General features: G+C 72.3%; 20 protein-coding genes. 8 read left to right on the forward strand and 12 right to left on the reverse strand.

What is annotated here, in order from left to right; all coding sequences use genetic code 11:
- Window positions 1-17: 17 nt before the first annotated feature.
- From ACIP4X_RS09420 to ACIP4X_RS09435, 4 genes are read left to right on the forward strand one after another with little or no spacing between them, the layout of a single operon-like run.
- Window positions 18-1,328 carry an extracellular solute-binding protein gene (locus ACIP4X_RS09420; RefSeq protein ID WP_358733934.1) on the forward strand — a complete coding sequence of 437 codons (1,311 nt, stop codon included), beginning with the start codon at window positions 18-20 and terminating at the stop codon, window positions 1,326-1,328.
- Window positions 1,325-2,221 (forward strand): sugar ABC transporter permease, encoded by an 897-nt coding sequence (locus ACIP4X_RS09425; RefSeq protein WP_358733933.1) that lies wholly within the window; start codon window positions 1,325-1,327, stop codon window positions 2,219-2,221. Before ACIP4X_RS09420 ends, ACIP4X_RS09425 begins: the two co-directional genes overlap by 4 nt.
- Window positions 2,222-2,225: 4 nt before the next feature.
- A complete protein-coding gene (locus ACIP4X_RS09430; RefSeq protein ID WP_391456047.1) occupies window positions 2,226-3,128 on the forward strand; it encodes an ABC transporter permease subunit in 903 nt (300 codons plus the stop codon).
- Between the two features lie 58 nt (window positions 3,129-3,186).
- The gene (locus tag ACIP4X_RS09435; protein ID WP_401347569.1) at window positions 3,187-5,511 is read left to right on the forward strand and encodes a glycoside hydrolase family 3 N-terminal domain-containing protein; all 2,325 of its coding nucleotides are present in this window, start codon (window positions 3,187-3,189) and stop codon (window positions 5,509-5,511) included.
- 441 nt (window positions 5,512-5,952) lie between these two features.
- Here the strand turns inward: ACIP4X_RS09435 and ACIP4X_RS09440 are convergent, their stop codons facing one another.
- The 4 genes from ACIP4X_RS09440 to tsaB are packed head-to-tail and all read right to left on the reverse strand — an operon-like array spanning window position 5,953 to window position 8,495.
- Window positions 5,953-6,219, reverse strand: a complete 267-nt coding sequence (locus tag ACIP4X_RS09440; protein WP_358733931.1) for a hypothetical protein — start codon at window positions 6,217-6,219, stop codon at window positions 5,953-5,955.
- Window positions 6,216-7,322, reverse strand: coding sequence for a tRNA (adenosine(37)-N6)-threonylcarbamoyltransferase complex transferase subunit TsaD (gene tsaD / locus ACIP4X_RS09445; protein ID WP_358733929.1), 1,107 nt, complete (start codon window positions 7,320-7,322; stop codon window positions 6,216-6,218). The genes ACIP4X_RS09440 and tsaD overlap by 4 nt, the downstream gene beginning before the upstream one ends.
- Window positions 7,315-7,797, reverse strand: coding sequence for a ribosomal protein S18-alanine N-acetyltransferase (gene rimI, locus ACIP4X_RS09450; RefSeq protein ID WP_358734099.1), 483 nt, complete (start codon window positions 7,795-7,797; stop codon window positions 7,315-7,317). The genes tsaD and rimI overlap by 8 nt, the downstream gene beginning before the upstream one ends.
- Before the next feature lie 44 nt (window positions 7,798-7,841).
- Window positions 7,842-8,495, reverse strand: coding sequence for a tRNA (adenosine(37)-N6)-threonylcarbamoyltransferase complex dimerization subunit type 1 TsaB (tsaB, locus tag ACIP4X_RS09455; protein ID WP_358733927.1), 654 nt, complete (start codon window positions 8,493-8,495; stop codon window positions 7,842-7,844).
- A 94-nt stretch (window positions 8,496-8,589) separates the two neighbouring features.
- On the opposite strand from tsaB, the gene ACIP4X_RS09460 reads away from it, so the two are divergent.
- Complete coding sequence (locus ACIP4X_RS09460; protein ID WP_358733925.1) at window positions 8,590-9,165, forward strand: hypothetical protein; 576 nt, start codon at window positions 8,590-8,592, stop codon at window positions 9,163-9,165.
- Between the two features lie 94 nt (window positions 9,166-9,259).
- Here the strand turns inward: ACIP4X_RS09460 and ACIP4X_RS09465 are convergent, their stop codons facing one another.
- The 7 genes from ACIP4X_RS09465 to ACIP4X_RS09495 form a co-directional block, all read right to left on the reverse strand.
- Window positions 9,260-9,448, reverse strand: coding sequence for a hypothetical protein (locus ACIP4X_RS09465; protein ID WP_358733923.1), 189 nt, complete (start codon window positions 9,446-9,448; stop codon window positions 9,260-9,262).
- A 129-nt stretch (window positions 9,449-9,577) separates the two neighbouring features.
- Window positions 9,578-10,129: a tRNA (adenosine(37)-N6)-threonylcarbamoyltransferase complex ATPase subunit type 1 TsaE gene (gene tsaE, locus ACIP4X_RS09470; protein ID WP_358733921.1), complete on the reverse strand. Its 552-nt coding sequence runs from the start codon at window positions 10,127-10,129 to the stop codon at window positions 9,578-9,580.
- On the reverse strand, window positions 10,098-11,351 hold the full coding sequence (locus tag ACIP4X_RS09475) for an alpha/beta hydrolase (protein ID WP_358733919.1): 1,254 nt from the start codon (window positions 11,349-11,351) through the stop codon (window positions 10,098-10,100). The genes tsaE and ACIP4X_RS09475 overlap by 32 nt, the downstream gene beginning before the upstream one ends.
- A 121-nt stretch (window positions 11,352-11,472) precedes the next feature.
- The gene (alr, locus tag ACIP4X_RS09480) at window positions 11,473-12,681 is read right to left on the reverse strand and encodes an alanine racemase (RefSeq protein ID WP_358733917.1); all 1,209 of its coding nucleotides are present in this window, start codon (window positions 12,679-12,681) and stop codon (window positions 11,473-11,475) included.
- A 91-nt stretch (window positions 12,682-12,772) separates the two neighbouring features.
- Window positions 12,773-14,209 carry an NAD(P)H-hydrate dehydratase gene (locus ACIP4X_RS09485; RefSeq protein WP_358733915.1) on the reverse strand — a complete coding sequence of 479 codons (1,437 nt, stop codon included), beginning with the start codon at window positions 14,207-14,209 and terminating at the stop codon, window positions 12,773-12,775.
- A gap of 71 nt (window positions 14,210-14,280) precedes the next feature.
- Complete coding sequence (locus ACIP4X_RS09490) at window positions 14,281-14,652, reverse strand: holo-ACP synthase (protein WP_358733913.1); 372 nt, start codon at window positions 14,650-14,652, stop codon at window positions 14,281-14,283.
- A 30-nt stretch (window positions 14,653-14,682) separates the two neighbouring features.
- On the reverse strand, window positions 14,683-15,096 hold the full coding sequence (locus tag ACIP4X_RS09495) for an ATP-binding protein (RefSeq protein WP_401347578.1): 414 nt from the start codon (window positions 15,094-15,096) through the stop codon (window positions 14,683-14,685).
- Between the two features lie 158 nt (window positions 15,097-15,254).
- On the opposite strand from ACIP4X_RS09495, the gene ACIP4X_RS09500 reads away from it, so the two are divergent.
- Genes ACIP4X_RS09500 through ACIP4X_RS09510 form a run of 3 tightly spaced genes read left to right on the forward strand, consistent with a single transcriptional unit; the run spans window position 15,255 to window position 16,530 of the window.
- Complete coding sequence (locus ACIP4X_RS09500) at window positions 15,255-16,097, forward strand: helix-turn-helix domain-containing protein (protein ID WP_401347580.1); 843 nt, start codon at window positions 15,255-15,257, stop codon at window positions 16,095-16,097.
- An 8-nt stretch (window positions 16,098-16,105) separates the two neighbouring features.
- Window positions 16,106-16,306 (forward strand): DUF397 domain-containing protein, encoded by a 201-nt coding sequence (locus ACIP4X_RS09505; RefSeq protein ID WP_358733908.1) that lies wholly within the window; start codon window positions 16,106-16,108, stop codon window positions 16,304-16,306.
- An 8-nt stretch (window positions 16,307-16,314) separates the two neighbouring features.
- Complete coding sequence (locus ACIP4X_RS09510) at window positions 16,315-16,530, forward strand: DUF397 domain-containing protein (protein ID WP_358733906.1); 216 nt, start codon at window positions 16,315-16,317, stop codon at window positions 16,528-16,530.
- On the opposite strand, the gene glmS is transcribed toward ACIP4X_RS09510, so the two are convergent.
- Complete coding sequence (gene glmS, locus ACIP4X_RS09515) at window positions 16,491-18,338, reverse strand: glutamine--fructose-6-phosphate transaminase (isomerizing) (protein WP_358733904.1); 1,848 nt, start codon at window positions 18,336-18,338, stop codon at window positions 16,491-16,493. The genes ACIP4X_RS09510 and glmS overlap by 40 nt on opposite strands.
- Window positions 18,339-18,435: the final 97 nt, after the last annotated feature.

Raw genomic sequence — 18,435 nt, forward strand, 5'->3', positions numbered from 1 at the left:
GTGAGAGGTGCCGTCACATGGAGTCCTACAGCAGGCGCTGGTTTCTCGGCGCCGGCGCCACCACCCTCATCTCGGCCGCCGGACTGACCGCCTGCGGCTCCGGCAGCGGATCCGGCGGCTCGGGCGACACCCTCACGGCGATGGTGTACGGCGACGACGCGGTGAAGGTGCAGAACGCCGCCGTCAAGCGGTTCAACGCCTCCGCCGAGGCCAAGAAGGCGAAGGGCAGAATCAACCTGGAGAAGGTGCCGGCCTCGGACTACCCGGCCAAGCTCCGCACGGCGATGGGCTCGCCCAACGCCCCGGACATCTTCTTCAACTGGGGCGGCGGCTCCATCAAGGCGTACAAGGAGGCCAACCAGCTCGTCGACCTCACCGACATCATCGAGTCCGACCCGGTCCTCAAGAGCGGCTTCCTGCCCTCGATCATCACGGCCGGCTCCGTGGGCGGCCGCAACTACGGCATACCGATGCGCGGCATGCAGCCGGTGATGGTCTTCTACAACAAGACCGTCTTCGCCGAGCACAACCTCCAGCCGCCCACCACCTGGAACCAGTTGCTCGACATCAACGCCAAGCTGAAGAAGGCGGGCGTCACCCCGTTCGCGCTCGGCGGTGCCGACGTCTGGCCGGAACTGATGTGGCTGGAGTACCTGGTCGACCGCATCGGCGGCCCCGGCGTCTTCGACAAGATCAGGAACGGCGACGCCTCCGGCTGGGGCGACCCGGCCGTCCTCAAGGCCGCCCAGACGGTCAAGCAGCTCATCGACGACGGCGCCTTCGGCAAGGGCTTCAGCTCGGTGGCGTACAACGACCACGGCGCGCCGGCGGTCTTCGCCAAGGGCAAGGCGGCCATGCACCTGATGGGCTCGTGGGAGTACTCCACGCAGCTCGGCGTCTTCCCGGACTTCGCCAAGAAGAACCTGGGCTGGTTCGCGTTCCCCCAGTACGAGGGCGGCGCCGGCGACATCCGCAACGTCGTCGGCAACCCCACCAACTACTGGTCGGTGAACTCCCGTACGTCCAACAAGGACGCGGCGATCGCCTTCCTGCGGACGTGCGCCTCCGAGGAGTACGCCAAGGCGCTGATCGCCAACGGCGACATCCCGACCACGTCCAACGCGGCCACGCTGCTGGACGCCTCCCCCAACCCCGAGTTCGCCAAGTTCCAGTACGAGATGGTGCAGCAGGCGCCCGCGTTCACCCTGAGCTGGGACCAGGCGGTCGACCCGAACTGGGCCACGCCGATGCTCACCGAGATCAACAAGCTGTTCGTGGGCAAGTCGAGCCCGAACCAGTTCGTATCCGCGCTCCAGGGGCTGAAGTGAGTTCGACGGTCTCCACCGGAACGAAGGGCAGGCCCGGGCAGGGCGTGCGGGCCGGTCGCCCGCACGCCGCCTGGGCCCTGCCCGGCGTTCTGTTCTTCGCCTTCTTCGCCATCGCGCCGATGGCCCTGGCCCTCTACCTGTCGTTCACCAAGTGGAACGGCCTCGGCGACCCCGAACCGGTGGGCCTGGCCAACTGGCAGAAGCTGCTGCACGACCCGCGCCTGACCCAGTCCCTGACGGTGACCGTGCTGCTCACCGTCGTGAGCTGGACCTTCCAGACCGTGATCTCGCTGCTGCTGGGCGTGTGGGCGGCGGGCAGGCAGCGCAACCGGGCGGTACTGTCGGCGATCTTCTTCACGCCGTTCCTGCTGTCCTCGACGGCGATCGCGCTGCTGTTCTACTCCCTGCTCAACCCGAACTTCGGCATCATCCACGCGGACACGTTCGGCTCGACGTCCGGCGCCTTCCTCGCGATCGTCTTCGTCGGCGGCTGGCAGTTCATCCCCTTCCACACCCTGATCTACCAGGGCGGGGCACGGCAGATCCCCGAGGTCCTCTACCAGGCCGCGGCCATCGACGGCGCCGGCCGCTACCGCCAGTTCTTCTCGATCACCCTGCCCCAGTTGCGCAACACGGCGACCACGTCCAGCGTGCTGATGATCGTCGGCTCGCTCACGTACTTCGAGACCGTCCTGATCCTGACCCAGGGCGGCCCCGGGACGGACACCGCGATCCTGCCGTACCTGATGTACGAGGCGGGCTTCAAGAGCTACGACTTCGGCTACGCGAGCGCGATCGCGTCCTTCCTCGTCGTGGCCGCCACCGCGCTGTCGCTGCTGCTGGTCCGGCTGACCGGCTTCGGCGCCATGCGCAGCACCAGGGAAGGAATGTGACGAGGTGTCACACGATACGCTGCCACGCCGTCCGCTGGACGCCTCCGAGGCGGGGGTGAGGACGGCCCCGGCGCACCGCCGGCGCCACTGGACCAAACGCCCGAACCCGCTGGCCGGCCTCGGCTCGGTGATCTGGCTGATCGTCGTGATCGTCCCGATCTACGCGATGATCACGACGTCGCTGACCCACCAGGACGAGAGCCTGGGCGGCAGCGCCCTCGACCCGCCCAGGCACCCGACCCTGGAGAACTACAACACCGTCCTGCACAACGGCTTCGGCCATCTCCTCGCCAACACGATCACCGTCGCGGCGGCGGTGGTGGCCATCGTCCTCGTCCTGTGCGTCCCGCTCGCCTACGTCGCCGTCCGCACCCGCAGCTTCTGGTCGGGCGCGGCCTTCCGCATGTTCCTGCTCGGGGTCGCGATCCCGGCCCAGGCGGTCGTCGTCCCGCTCTACCTGATGATCGCCAAGCTGGAACTCTACGACAGTCTGCTCGCGGTCATCCTGCCGACGGCGGCGTTCGCGATGCCCGTCTCGACGCTCATCCTCACCGGCACCCTGCGGGACATCTCCGAGGAGCTCTACGAGGCGATGGCGCTGGACGGCGCCTCCCCCACCAGGATGCTGTTCCAACTGGTCATCCCGATGGCCAAGGGCGGCATCAGCACGGTCGTCGTCTACTCCGCCCTCCAGGCCTGGAACGGCTTCCTCTTCCCGTTGATCTTCACCCAGTCCGACGGCCCGCGCGTGCTCACCCTCGGACTGTTCAACTACGTCAGTGAGTTCGGCGTGAACATCCCCGCGCTGCTCGCCTCCGTCGTCCTCTCCGGCATCCCGATCTTCGCCGTCTACCTGGTGGCCCGGCGCGCCCTCGTGGGCGGCCTGATGGGAGTGGGCGGCAAGTGACCCGGACCGACCGGCGGCAGCCGATTCCCCCCTCAGTGACAGACCCGACAGGAGTTTCATGACCACCGCCCCCTGGCGCGACCCCGCCCTGTCCGCCGCCGCCCGCGTCGACGACCTGCTCTCCCGGATGACCCTCGCGGAGAAGGTCGCCCAGCTCTACGGCGTGTGGGTGGGCGCCGCGACGGACGGCGACGGCGTCGCTCCGCACCAGCAGCAGATGAACACGGACTACGACTGGGACGAGCTGATCACCCTCGGGCTCGGCCAGCTCACCCGCTCCTTCGGCACCGCCCCCGTGGACCCTGCGCTGGGCGCGCAGGCACTGGCCCGCGCCCAGCGCAGGATCGCCGAGGCCGGCCGCTTCGGCATTCCCGCGGTCGCGCACGAGGAGTGCCTGGCCGGCTTCACCGCCTGGGGTGCGACCGCCTATCCGGTCCCGCTGGCGTGGGGTGCCACGTTCGATCCGGAGCTGGTGGAGGAGATGGCCGGCCGCATCGGGCGGGACATGCGCTCGGTGGGCGTGCACCAGGGCCTCGCGCCCGTCCTGGACGTGGTCCGCGACCCGCGCTGGGGCCGGGTCGAGGAGACCGTCGGCGAGGACCCGTACCTGGTCGGCACGATCGGCAGCGCGTACGTGCGGGGCCTGGAGTCGGCGGGGATCGTGTCCACGCTGAAGCACTTCGCCGGGTACGCCTCCTCGACGGGCGCCCGCAACCTGGCCCCGGTGCGGGCCGGCACCCGGGAGTTCGCCGACGTCACCCTCCCGCCGTTCGAGATGGCGCTGCGCGAGGGCGGCGCGCGCTCGGTGATGGCCGCGTACACGGAGACGGACGGCGTACCGGCCTCCGCGGACCCGCGGCTGCTCACCGGACTCCTGCGTGAGCAGTGGGGTTTCACCGGCACCGTGGTCGCCGACTACTTCGCCATCGACTTCCTGCGGACCCTGCACCGGGTCGCCGGCACTCCCGCCGAGTCGGCGCACCTGGCCCTGACCGCCGGGATCGACGTCGAACTGCCGACGCTCAAGTGCTACGGCAAGGAACTGGTCGCGGCGGTCCAGGACGGCACCGTCGCGGAGTCCCTGGTGGAGCGCGCCGCCCGCCGTGTCCTGCTCCAGAAGTGCGAACTGGGCCTGCTGGACGAGGACTGGGCCGCGGACACCCCCGCCGAGTCGATCGACCTGGACTCGGCGGAGAACCGGGCCGTGGCCCGCCGGGTGGCCGAGGAGTCGGTGGTGCTGCTGGCCAACCCGGACGGGGTGCTGCCGCTCTCCCCCGACACCCGGATCGCGGTCGTCGGCCCCCGGGCGGCGGACGCCCTGGCGATGCTCGGCTGCTACTCCTTCCCCTCGCACGTGGGCACCCAGCACCCCGAGGTGCCCATGGGCATCGAGATCCCCACCCTGCTGGACGCCCTGCGCGGCGAACTGCCCGACGCGAAGGTGACGTTCACGGAGGGCTGCGACGTCCTGGAACCCGACGTCTCCGGCTTCGAGGAGGCGGTCGCCCGGGCGCGGGAGGCCGACGTGTGCGTGGCCGTCCTAGGCGACCGCTCGGGCCTGTTCGGCCGGGGCACGTCGGGCGAGGGCTGCGACGTGGCGGACCTCTCGCTGCCCGGCGTCCAGGGCGCCCTGCTCGACGCGCTGGTGGAGACGGGTGTCCCCGTCGTCCTCGTCCTGCTCACCGGCCGCCCCTACGCGCTCGGCCGCTGGGACGGCCGGCTCGGCGCGGCCGTGCAGGCGTTCTTCCCGGGCGAGGAGGGCGGCCCGGCGGTCGCGGGCGTCCTGTCGGGCCGCGTGAACCCCTCGGGCCGGCTGCCGGTGAGCGTGCCGCGCGGGCCCGGCGGCCAGCCGTGGACGTACCTCCAGCCGCCGCTGGGCCTGGCGGGCGAGGTGAGCAGCCTGGACCCGACCCCGCTGTACCCGTTCGGGCACGGGGGGTCCTACACGGCGTTCGAGTGGTCGGACTTCCAGGGCAACGATGTCATCGGGACCGGCGCGGAGATCGGCACGGACGGCTCGTACGACGTCTCCGTGACCGTGCGCAACGCCGGTGACCGGGCCGGCGCGGAGGTCGTGCAGCTGTACCTGCACGACCCGGTGGCGTCGGTGACCCGCCCGGACGTCCGCCTGATCGGCTACCGGCGGCTGGAGCTGGAGCCCGGCGAGTCCCGCCGGGTCACGTTCCGCTTCCACGCGGACCTGTCCGCGTTCACCGACCGCACGGGCCGGCGCGTGGTCGAACCGGGCGCCCTGGAAATCCGCCTGGCCGCCTCGTCGTCGGACGTCCGCCACACGGCCCGCCTGACCCTGACGGGCCAGGTCCGGGAGGTCGGCACGGAGCGCCGCCTGCACTGCGAGACAGAAGTCTCGCCGACGCCCTGACCCACCCCGGGGCCTACCGCCCCCGGCCCCCCGCTTCGGCCCGAACGGCCTCGTCCTCAAACGCCGGACGGGCTGAAAACCAGCCCACCCGGCGCCTACCGAGACGGGCGAGAGGGAAGCGGGGGCGCGGGGGCAGAGCCCCGGCCGGGCTCGGGGCGGAGCCCCGAAAAGCGGAGCCCCATGGGTCGGGCTCGAACCACTCAACTCACCGAGACGGGCGGGAGGGTGGGAAAGCGGGGTTTGGGCCGGAGCCCCAAAAACAAAAACCCGCCCCCGGTTACACCGGGGGCGGGGTTTCGTCGAGCGCCGGGCAGGCCTTGCACCTGCATCTCCCCGCAGGAAGCGGGACGTCTTTCCTTGGACCACCAACGCACTGCTCGCGAACCTCAGTTGGCCGCTTGCGTGTGATGATCATAGACCACCGGAGGGGCCGGAGGCCAATCAGCCGTCCTGGCCGTCCCCCACCGACTCGAACCGCCACCGATGCACGGCCCGCGTGACCAAGTCCCCCGACGGCTCGGGGAGTTCCGGAAGCTCCGCGGTGAACTCCGCGTCCCACCAGGTGATCACGAGCACCCGGTCCTGCGGGGCGCGGAAGGTCTCCCGCCGCAGCGGCCGCCCGCCGAGTTCCTGCCGCCGCGCCCAGGTGAGCAGTTCCTCCCCCCGGCCCGCGACCGCCCGCGCCTCCCACATCAGCGCCACCGTCACGGGTACAGGTTCTCCTTGCTGACCTCGTGCACATGGTCGTGGGTGTGCCCGGTGCCCGGCACATGGGGATCCGTCACCGGCAGGGACGAGTCCGCCGACAGGTCCCAGCTGGAGGCCGCGCGCCCCCGCGAGACCATCTCGGCGCCGAGCGCAGCGACCATCGCGCCGTTGTCCGTGCACAGCTTGGGCCGGGGCACCCGCAGACGGATCCCGGCCGCCTCGCACCGCTCCTGCGCCAGCGCCCGCAGCCGCGAGTTCGCGGCCACGCCGCCGCCGATCATCAGATGGTCGACGCCCTCGTCCTTGCAGGCCCGTACGGCCTTGCGGGTCAGCACGTCCACCACCGCCTCCTGGAAGGACGCGGCCACGTCACGCACCGGCACGTCCTCCCCGGCCGCCCGCTTGGCCTCGATCCAGCGGGCCACCGCCGTCTTCAGGCCGGAGAAGGAGAAGTCGTAGGCGGGGTCGCGCGGACCCGTCAGCCCGCGCGGGAAGGCGATCGCCGCCGGGTCGCCCTCCCTCGCGTACCGGTCGATGACCGGCCCGCCGGGGAAGCCCAGGTCCAGTACGCGCGCGATCTTGTCGAAGGCCTCGCCCGCCGCGTCGTCGATCGTCGCGCCCATGGGCCGCACGTCCGAGGTGATGTCCGTGGACAGCAGCAGCGAGGAGTGCCCGCCGGACACCAGCAGCGCCATCGTGGGCTCCGGGAGCGGGCCGTGCTCCAGCTGGTCCACGCAGATGTGCGAGGCGAGGTGGTTGACGCCGTACAGCGGCTTTCCCAGGGCGTAGGCGTACGTCTTGGCCGCCGAGACACCGACGAGCAGGGCGCCGGCCAGACCGGGGCCCGCGGTGACCGCGATGCCGTCCAGGTCCCGGGCGCTGACCCCCGCCTCCTTCAGCGCGCGCTCGATGGTCGGGACCATCGCCTCCAGGTGGGCCCGGGAGGCCACCTCCGGGACGACCCCGCCGAACCGGGCGTGCTCGTCGACGCTGGAGGCCACCGCGTCGGCCAGCAGGGTGGTGCCGCGGACGATGCCGACGCCGGTCTCGTCGCAGGAGGTCTCGATGCCGAGGACGAGCGGCTCGTCCCTCAAGTCAGTCATGGATCTCGGTTCCTTGTACACCGTTGACGGAGGTTGCCGGGTCGGACAGGCGCATCACCACGGCGTCCACGTTCCCCGGCTGGTAGTAGCCGCGCCGGAAGCCGATGGGCTCGAAGCCGAAGCGCTCGTAGAGCTTCTGCGCGCGGACGTTGTCCACGCGGCACTCGAGCATCACCTCCGTGCACTCGAAGGCGGTCGCGGCCCGCAGCAGCTCGGTCAGCAGCCGGGAGCCGAGTCCGGTGCCCCAGTGGTCGCGGGCGACGGCGATGGTCTGCACGTCACCCTGCCCGCCGGAGGCGACCAGCCCGGCGTACCCCACGAGCCGGCCGTCCTCCTCGGCCACCAGGTAGCGCCGGGTCGCCTCCGGGCCCCTGGAGTGCGCCAGCTCGGACCAGAACATGCCCCGGGACCACGCGTCCTCGGGGAACAGGTCCTTCTCCAGTTCCAGCACCGGGTCGATGTCCCACCAGCGCATCTCGCGCAGCGCGCACCGGGCGGACCCGGTCGTCGTCTGTCCCGTCACTTCGGGGTGACCACCTTGTAGTTCTTGGGCACCTGGGCGTCCGGCCTGCGCAGGTACAGCGGCCGGGGCGCGGGCAGCTCCTCCCCGGCGGCCAGCCGCTCGGCGGCCAGTGAGGCGAGGGCGGCGGCCGACACGTGCTCGGGCTCGTGCGCCTGCGGGAAGGTCCCGGGGTAGAGCAGCGCGCCCGCGCCGACCGCGGGCAGGCCGCTGACCTGGTCGGCGATGTCGGCGGGCCGGTCCACGGCCGGGTCGGTGACCCGGGTGCGCGAGTCGGCGTAGCGGGCCCAGTAGACCTCCTTGCGGCGGGCGTCGGTCGCCACGACGAAGGGGCCGGGGACGTCGGCCGCGTAGGCGAGGCCGTCGAGCGTGCACAGGCCGTGCACGGGCACGCCGAGGGCGAGTCCGAGGGTGTCGGCGGTCATCAGGCCGACGCGCAGGCCGGTGTACGGGCCGGGTCCGATGCCGACGACGACGCCCGTGACGGCGTCCAGCTTGAGCCCGGCCTCGGCGAGCACCCGGTCGACGGCCGGCAGCAGGAGCTCTCCGTGCCGGCGCGCGTCCACCTGGCTGGAGGAGGCGATGACGGCCGTGCCGTCGTGCAGGGCGACGGTGACGGCGGGGGTGGCGGTATCCAGAGCGAGCAAGAGCACGCAAACAGCCTACGGCTCCCGCGCCTCCGGCACGGCCGCCCGGGTCGGGCGGATCTCGGCTGCTACGGTCGCCGCGGGACGGCTGGTACGACCGATGCGGAGGTGGACGACCGTGGCACGGAGCAGTTCGGGGTTCGTGGCCGGGCTCACCGCCGCGGCCGTCCTCACGGTCGGCTTCCTCGCCTACCAGGCGCAGGCGACCGTGCCGCGGAACCTGAGCGGCCGGCCCGGTCCGAAGGCTACGCACGCGGCGAGCGCCTCCAAGGCACCCCGCGACATGCGGCGCCCGAACGCTCTGCCCAAGGGCTCGGGAACGGGCGAGCGGGTCGTGTACTCGCTGGACGACGACCGGGTGTGGCTGGTCGGCGCGGACGGGACGGTCCAGAACACCTTCAGGGTCAGCCCCGGCAACGTCCACCCGGCGCCGGGGACCTACGCGGTCGTGTCCCGTTCGAAGGCGATCACCGGGACCGACGGCGTCCCCGTCGAGCACGTGGTGCGCTTCACCAGCACGGACGGGGCGGTCATCGGCTTCAGCGCGGCGGTGGACGGCTCCTGGCCCACGCCCAACCCGGCGATCAGGACCGGCGGCATCCGGGAGTCCCGCGCGGACGGCGAGACGATGTGGATGTTCGCGACGATCGGCCAGAAGGTCGTCGTCATCCGCTGAGGCGGCCGGTCACCGGAGGGGGCCTTCCGTGAGTGCCCACCGTCCGCGGGCACGCCGCCACCGGCGCCGTTCGTCCGGAACTCAGCCGATCGGGTTACGCCGCTTCGCGGGTCTCCTCCGCGGTACGGGGGTCCGAGGGCTCCGGGGCGCGTGGCGGGCGGGAGACCGCTTCGGCGGCGGCGCAGGAGGCCAGCAGGTCGTGCATGGACACACCGCCCACCGTGTACGGCCGCGGCCCCGGCTGGTGCCGCTGCCGCTGTTCGTTGTTCTCCATGGCCGACATGGACGCCTCCTGGGGCCGGGGGCGGACGTGGTTAGGCGCGCCTAACCACGGGCTGAACACCATGTGACCACGCCCGGAGCACCCTGCGCAAGAATTTGCCGACGTCCTGTCGGAAAGTTCGGCCGGCGCTCAGGCGGTCAGAACGCCCAGGTCGACGGCGGACCACCGGTCCCCGATGCCCGTCACCGTCACGTGCCGCACCTCGTCCGTGCCCAGGGGTCCGGGGGTCTCCCCCCGGGAAGACGCAGTGCCGACGGCCCGGTGGATCAGGACCTGGAGCCGCTCGTCGGTCAGCTCCTCGACCTTGCCCTCGCCCCACTCCACGACGACCACCGACTCCGGCAGCGACACGTCGAGGTCGAGGTCCTCCATCTCGTCGAGCCCGCCGGACAGGCGGTAGGCGTCGGCGTGCACGAGCGGCGGGCCGTCGCCCAGGGAGGGATGCACCCGGGCGATCACGAAGGTCGGGGAGGTGACGGCGCCGCGCACGCCGAGCCCCTCGCCGAGGCCGCGGGTCAGCGTGGTCTTGCCCGCGCCGAGCTCCCCGCTGAGCATCACGAGGTCGCCCGCGCGCAGCAGCTTGGCCAGTCGGCGGCCCAGCTCGCGCATCTGCTCGGGGGCGTTGACGGTGATCTCGACGGACCCGGGGTCAGGGGTGTGCCGTGCTGCTGGTGCTTCCATAACCGTCAACGTTAGTGCCTGCCGGGACCGCGCCCGCGCGGGCGAGCAGGTCGGCGAGGCGGTCCGTGACGACCTCCGGGTGCTCCAGGATCACCAGGTGCCCGGCGTCCGGGACCAGCACCAGCTCCGCCTCGGGAAGCAGACCGGCGATGGCCTCGCTGTGCTCGCTGGGCGTGACCAGGTCCTGCACCCCGGCCAGGACCAGCACCGGCATGTCCGCGAAGAGGGCGAGCGCCTCCGTCTTGTCGTGGTCGGTGAAGGCCGGGTAGAACTCGGCGACCACGTCGATCGGTGTGCTCTCGATCATGCGCTCGGCGAACCGGGCGACCGCCGGGTCGACGTCCCGGCCGGCGAACGAGTACCGCTTGATGACGCCGGCGAACAGGTCCGCGGTGGCCCGCCGCCCTCTCTCCACCAGCTCGGCGCGCTGCCCGAGCGCCTTGAGCACGCCGGGGAGCACCCGGCGCACCGCGTTGACGCCGGCCACGGGCAGTCCGAAGTTGACCTCGCCGAGGCGTCCGGAGGAGGTGCCGACGAAGGCGGTGGCGACGACCCGCTCGCGGATCAGCTCGGGGTACTGGGAGGCCAGCGCCATCATCGTCATGCCGCCCATGGAGTGCCCGACGAGCACGAGGGGCCCCTCGGGCGCGGCGGCGTCGATGACGGCCTTCAGGTCGCGGCCGAGCTGGTCGATGGTCAGTTCCACGCCGTCGCGGCTCTGGGAGAGCCCCCGGGCGGACCGGCCGTGGCTGCGCTGGTCCCAGTGGACGGTGCGGACGACTCCGCGCAGGGCGGCGCGCTGGAAGTGCCAGGAGTCCTGGTTGAGGCAGTAGCCGTGGCTGAAGACGACGGTGACGGGGGCGGGTGCCTTGCGGCCGAAGAGCCGCCGGCGGCGCGGGCCGAGGTTCGCGGTGGCGTCGGGGTCGATGTCGTCGACCTCGTAGTGCAGCTCGGTGCCGTCGTCGGCGAGTGCCTTGCCCGGTGTGCCGCGCAGGGCGCCGTAGGGGCCCACGGAGTCCAGGGCGAGCCGGGCCTTGCGGCGTATGCCGCGGCCGACGGTCATCCGTTCGATGGCGACCCCGGCGGCGGCGCCCGCCGCCACCACGCCTATCGCCGCGCCGGCGATGCCGGTCACCCGACGCCAGCCGCCCGCCGTCTCCGCGGCAGAGGCGACGGCCTTCGTGGCGGCCCTCGCGACGCCCCCCGCACTGCTCTCGCTCACGTACCGCTCCTCTTTTTGCCGTACTGCTGTTCGCTTCCGTGGCCGGCACCGGTCCCGGTGGGTGCGGAGGGTGCCGCCGTCCCGTGCGCGGTGCCGTGCCGCGGCCGGGTGTCCGCGCGGGTCACCCGTCCTGCGCGGCCCGCTCCCCGCCCTCTGCCCCGTCCGGCTCCTCGTTGACGTAGACGCGCGGGACGCGCGATCCGATGCGCGTGACGATCTCGTACGCGATGGTTCCGGCGGCCTGCGCCCAGTCCTCGGCGGTGGGCTCGCCGCGGTCGCCGGGGCCGAAGAGCACGGCCTCGGAGCCGGTCTCCGGCTCGTCGCCGCCGAGGTCGACCACGAACTGGTCCATGGCGACCCGTCCGGCGACCGTACGCCACTTGCCGCCGACCAGGACCGGCCCGGTGCCGGACGCATGGCGCGGGATGCCGTCCGCGTAGCCGACGGGCACCAGGCCGAGGGTGGTCTCGCCGGGGGTGAGGTAGTGGTGCCCGTAGCTGATGCCGTGGCCGCCCGGCACGTGCTTCACCAGGGCGAGCGAGGCGGACAGGGTCATGGCGGGGCGCAGTCCGAAGTCGGCCGGGGTGCCGAGTTCGGCGCTGGGCGAGACGCCGTAGACGGCGATTCCGGCGCGGACGAGGTCGAAGTGGGTCTCGGGGAGGGTGAGCGCGGCGGGCGAGTTGGCGATGTGCCGCACCTCGGGGTGCAGACCGCGCTGTTCGGCGTGGGCGGTCATCTCGCGGAAGAGGCCGAGCTGCGCGGCGATGGAGGGGTGGCCCGGCTCGTCGGCGCACGCGAAGTGGGACCACAGTCCGGTGACCCGGATCAGCCCTTCGGCCTCGGCGCGCAGGGCCTCGGTGACGAGTCGGGGCCAGTCGGCGGGCTGGCAGCCGTTGCGGCCGAGTCCGGTGTCGGCCTTGAGCTGCACGCGCGCGGGACGGCCGGCCTGCCGGGCGGCTTCGCGGACCTCCGCCAGCGCCCACAGGTCGCTCACGGACATGTCGAGGTCGGCCTCGATCGCCTCGCGCCAGGGCCCGCCCGGCGTCCACAGCCAGCACATGATCCGCACCCGCTCGGGTGCGAGACCGGCCGCGCGCAGGGCGAACGCCTCCTCGGGTGTGGCGGTGCCCAGCCAGGTCGCGCCGGCTTCGACGGCCGCGCGGGCGCACGGGACCGCGCCGTGGCCGTAGGCGTCGGACTTGACCACGGCCATGACGGCGGCGCCGGACACGCGGCCGCGCAGGGCCCGCACGTTGGCCCGTACGGCGGCCAGATCGATTTCGGCACGGGCACGCAGCGGCGCCGTTCGTGGGTGTGCTGTGTCGTTCATCGCGCCCCCAGTGTCTCAGAGGCACCGGACGGCCATTCGAGAAGCGGGTCGGTGGCGGTCCCGGTCGCGCCGCCGCGTTGCCCTCGGCGGCTCAGGCGCGCACGTCCCGCCAGGCCCGCGGGATGGTCTCCGCGATGTCGTGGGCGCCGATCGGCGCGCCGTGCGCGGCGAGCCGGCCGGCCAGTCCGTGCAGATAGGCAGCCGCGCTGCCCGCGTCGAGGGCGGAGAGACCGGCGGCGAGCAGCGAACCGGCGAGGCCTGACAGCACGTCACCGCTGCCGGCGGTGGCGAGCCAGGACGTGCCGGTCGGGTTGACCCGTACGGGGCCGCCGTCCGGTCCTGCGACGAGGGTGGTGGAGCCCTTGAGGAGGACCGTCGCCCGGTAGGCGGCGGCGAGTTCGCGCACGGAGGCCAGCCGCGCGCCCTCGACCTGCTCGCGGGCCACCCCGAGCAGGGCCGCGGCCTCCCCGGCGTGCGGGGTCATCAGGGTCGGTGCGGTACGGGCGCGTACGGCGTCGCGGTCGGCGAGGCGCAGCCCGTCCGCGTCGATCAGTACGGGTACGTCGGTCTCCAGCACCTCGGCGACGGTGGCCGCGTCGTCCCCGGCGCCCGGGCCCACCACCCACGCCTGCACGCGGCCGGCCCTGTGCGGGCCCTGGTCGGACACCAGCGTCTCGGGGAAGCGGGCGATGACGGCCTGCCCGGCCGGGCCGACGTACCGCACCGCGCCCGCCCCGCCGCGCAGCGCGCCCGACACGGCGAGCACGGCCGCGCCGGGGTAGCGGGCCGAGCCCGCCGCGACGCCGACGACACCGCGGCGGTACTTGTCGCTCTCGGCGGCCGGTCGCGGCAGCAGCGCGGCCAGGTCGGCGTGCTGGAGCGCCTCCAGTTCGGGTTCGGCGGGCAGCTCGGCGTCCAGGCCGATGTCGACGAGGCGGACCGTGCCGGCGTACTCGCGGGCCGGGTCGACGAGCAGCCCCGGCTTGTGCGTGCCGAAGGTGACGGTCAGGTCGGCGCGCACGGCGTCGCCCAGCACCTGCCCCGAGTCCGCCTCCACCCCGCTCGGCAGGTCCACGGCGACGACGGCCGCGCCGGAGCGTGCCGCGCGCTCGGCCAGCGGCGCGGCGTCGGCCCGCAGGCCGCCCTTGCCGCCGATGCCGACGATGCCGTCGACGACGAGGTCGGCCCGGTCGATCGACTCCTCGGCGGCACCGTCCGCGGCCACGCTCCCGCCCGCCCGGCGCAGCGCGGCGAGGCCGCCGGCGTGAGTGCGGTCGGGCGCGAGCAGCACGGCGGTGACCCCGGCGCCGCGCCGGGCGAGGCGGGCCCCGGCGTACAGCGCGTCGCCGCCGTTGTCGCCGCTGCCGACCAGCAGCACCACCCGGCGTCCGTACACCCGCCCGAGCAAGTCGGCGCCGGCGGCGGCGAGTCCGGCGGCGGCGCGCTGCATGAGGGCGCCGTCGGGGAGCCTCGCCATGAGCGCGCGCTCGGCTGTCCTGACCGTCTCAACGCTGTACGCGGTACGCATGCGGTCGAGTCTGCCCCGGATGCCTACGGTCCCGCACGCGGACCGATGACGGGGGCGGTGGCGCGTGGGTGTCAGCCCTCCGCGATCACCACGGCCGAGGCCACGCCGGCGTCGTGGCTCAGGGACACGTGCCAGGAGCGGACGCCCAGTTCCGCGGCCTTGGCGGCAACCGTGCCGGTCACCCGCAGCCGCGGCCGGCCGGAGTCCTCGACGTACACCTCCGCGTCGGTCCACAGCAGTCCGGCCGGCGCGCCGAGCGCCTTGGCGAGCGCCTCCTTGGCGGCGAACCGCGCGGCCAGCGACGCCATTCCCCGGCGCCCCCCGCTGGGCAACAGCAGCTCGCTCTGAACGAACAGCCGCGCCGCCAGCCCGGGCGTCCGCTCCAGCGACGCCGCGAACCGATCGATCTCGGCCACGTCGATACCGACCCCGATGATGCTCATGCGGAGCACCCTACGGCGCGCGGTCCCGGGTCAGGCGGCGGCCAGTTCGCACCAGACGATCTTGCCGCGGCTGCCCTCTCTGGCCAGGGGCTGCCAGCCCCACAGGTCGGAGCGGGCCCGCACGAGTGCGAGGCCGCGTCCTTCCTCCCCCTCGCCCACGCGTTCCAGGGGCACGGGCGGCTCGGGGGGTGCGGGGTCGGCGTCCCACACCCCGATCCGCAGCACCCCCGCGGCCCACCGCAGCCGGAGCGCGGCGGGCCCCTTCGTGTGCCGCACGGCGTTGGACACCAACTCGGTCGCGAGCAACTCGGCCACGTCGACGAGCCGGATCAGCCCGTGCATGGTGAGAATCAGCCGGAGGGTACGTCGGCTGACGGTTACGGCACGGAGGTCGTTGGGGATGGAGAGGCAGTACTCCCAGGGTTCCGACACGTCTTCGGGCATGGCTCAACTCCGTTCGGGCAGCGAGAGGTCGCGGACGACTCCGCAGCGTGTTCGCTGCGTGACCGAAGGTAGGGCTAATTGTTTAAGTCTCGCGAGCCGATCCCGTAGTCTGACCCCGAACGAGTCGCATGGGGCATGCGTGCTGAGAGGAGCGTACGGTGGCGCTGAGGCACAACCCGACGGCACGTCAGGTGCGTCTGGCGGCAGAGCTGCGCAGGCTCCGCGACAACGCGGGCCTGACGTCACGCCAGGCAGCTGCGCTGCTCGGGGTGAGCGCTCCTCAGATCAGCCAGATCGAGTCGGCCATCGCAGGCGTGAGCGAGAAGCGGCTTCGCCGCCTGGCGGCCCACTACACCTGCACCGACGAGGAATTGGTCCTCGCCCTGGTGGCGATGGCCACCGACCGAACGCGCGGCTGGTGGGAGGAGTACCGCGGGCAGCTTCCCACCCCGTTCCTCGATCTCGCCGAGCTGGAGCACCACGCCACATTCCTTCGCGAGGTCCAGTTCCTGTACATCCCGGGCCCCCTCCAGACAGAGGACTACGCCCGCGCCGTCTTCTCCTACCGGGTACCGGAACTCCCCGACTGTGAGCTTGAGTTGCGCGTCCGCCATCGAATGCGACGCGCAGCGGCCCTCGAAAGCACCCCCTACGAGGCGATCATCCATGAGGCGGCACTGCGCATCATGGTCAGCGACCGCAGCGCCTCACGGGCCCAACTGGCCCACCTGCTGGAACTCTCGGACGCTGAGCACATCAGCGTGCGCGTCATCCCTTTCGCGCTGGAGGGCTTCGCCGGTGCCGCGAGCGCCATGCTGCACGCGGGAGGTGTCGTACCCAAGCTGGACACCGTCGTACGCGACGCGCCGCACGGCACGGTCTTCATCGACTCCGAGGCCCAACTCGGCGCGTTTCGAACGCTCTTCCGTAAAGTGGAGGACGTAGCGCTCACCTGCGAACAGTCGCGCGACTTCATCCACAGGTTGACGAAAGAGTTGTGAGGCGCCCCATGGACATCCCCGACAACTGGCGGAAGTCTTCCTACTCCGGTCCTGGCGACGGCAACTCCTGTGTGGAGATCGCCAACTCCCTCACCCGCATAGCCATACGAGACTCCAAGATCCCCACGCGGGCCACCCTCACCTTCCTGCCCGGAGCCTTCACCGCCTTCGTCACGGCGCTGAAGAGCACCGGCGCCCCGGAAAGCTGACGCATCTCATGTTCACCCCCGCCTGGCGGAAGTCGTCCTACTCCGGCCCCGGAGACGGAAACGACTGCGTCGAGATCGCCACCTCCCCCACCCACATAGCCGTCCGAGACTCGAAAACCCCGGCCGGAGGCATCGTGACGCTTCCGGTCGAGGTCTTCGTCGGGTTCCTTGATGCCGTGAAGCGTCACTCCACCGTGACGGACTTCGCCAGGTTCCGCGGCTGATCCACCTCGTTGCCCCGCGCCGTGGCGAGTTCGCAGGCGAAGACCTGGAGCGGGACCGTGGCGACCAGCGGCTGGAGCAGGGTCGGGGTGGCCGGGATGCGGATCAGGTGGTCGGCGTACGGGGCGACCGCCTCGTCGCCCTCCTCCGCGATCACGATCGTGCGGGCACCCCTCGCGCGGATCTCCTGGATGTTGGAGACGATCTTGTCGTGGAGGAGGGACCGGCCCCGCGGGGACGGCACCACCACGACCACCGGCAGGTCCTCGTCGATCAGCGCGATCGGCCCGTGCTTCAGCTCGCCCGCCGCGAAGCCCTCGGCGTGCATGTACGCCAGCTCCTTGAGCTTCAGGGCGCCTTCGAGGGCAACCGGATAGCCCACGTGCCGGCCGAGGAACAGCACCGTGTTCTTGTCGGCCAGCGAGCGCGCCAGCGCCCGTACCGGCTCCATCGTCTCCAGGACCCGCTCGACCGCGCCGCCGATCTGCGACAGGTCGCGGATCACCACCTGGATCTCGTCGCCCCACTTGGTGCCGCGGACCTGACCCAGGTACAGCGCCACCAGGTAGCAGGCCACGAGCTGGGTCAGGAACGCCTTCGTCGAGGCGACCGCGACCTCCGGGCCCGCGTGGGTGTACAGGACCGCGTCCGACTCGCGCGGGATGGTGGAGCCGTTGGTGTTGCAGATGGCCAGCACCTTGGCGCCCTGCTCCCGGGCGTGCCGAAGGGCCATCAGCGTGTCCATGGTCTCGCCGGACTGGGAGATGGCGATGACGAGGGTCTGGGCGTCCAGGATCGGGTCCCGGTAGCGGAACTCGCTGGCGAGTTCCACCTCGCAGGGGATCCGCGTCCAGTGCTCGATGGCGTACTTGGCGATCATGCCCGCGTGGAAGGCCGTACCGCAGGCGATGATGACGACCTTGTCCATCTCGCGCAGCTCGGCGGCGGAGATGCGGACCTCGTCCAGCGTCAGGGATCCGCCCGCGTCGATACGGCCGAGCAGCGTGTCGGCGACCGCCTTGGGCTGCTCGGCGATCTCCTTGAGCATGAAGTAGTCGTAGCCGCCCTTCTCCGCGGCCGCCGCGTCCCAGTCGACCTCGTAGGAGCGGACGTCGGCGGGCCGGCCGTCGAACCCGGTGACCGTCACCCCGTCCCGGCGCAGCTCCACCACCTGGTCCTGGCCCAGCTCGATCGCGGAGCGGGTGTGGGCGATGAACGCGGCGACGTCGGAGGCGAGGAAGGCCTCGCCCTCCCCGACGCCCACGACCAGGGGGGAGTTGCGGCGGGCGCCCACGACCACGTCCGGCTCGTCGGAGTGCACGGCGACCAGCGTGAACGCGCCCTCAAGGCGGCGGCACACCAGCCGCATGGCCTCCGCGAGATCGGCGCTCACCGAGAACTCCTCGGCGAGCAGGTGCGCCACGACCTCGGTGTCGGTCTCGGAGTACAGCTCGTGCCCGCGCTCGGTCAACTCGGCCCGCAGCGCGGCGAAGTTCTCGATGATGCCGTTGTGGACGACGGCGACCCGCCCCGAATTGTCCAGGTGCGGATGGGCGTTGCCGTCGGTGGGACCGCCGTGGGTGGCCCACCGGGTGTGCCCGATGCCCGTGGAACCGGTCGGCAGCGGCCGGTCCGCGAGTTCCTTCTCCAGGTTGACCAGCTTCCCGGCCCGCTTCGCCGCCGCCAGCCCGCCGTCCGCGAGCACCGCGACACCGGCCGAGTCGTAACCCCGGTACTCCAGCCGCTTCAGACCGGCCATCACCACTTCGAGTGCCGACTGCGACCCCACGTATCCCACGATTCCGCACATGGGCGGCAGCCTACGGGCCCGCACCCGCCGAAAGTGGCTACTTCGTGCCCGAAATCGGAAATTCCCACCGGGGCGGGCGGAGCCCCGGTGGGTCCTG

The sequence above is a fragment of the Streptomyces sp. NPDC088817 genome (assembly GCF_044750345.1).
Lineage (GTDB): Bacteria > Actinomycetota > Actinomycetes > Streptomycetales > Streptomycetaceae > Streptomyces.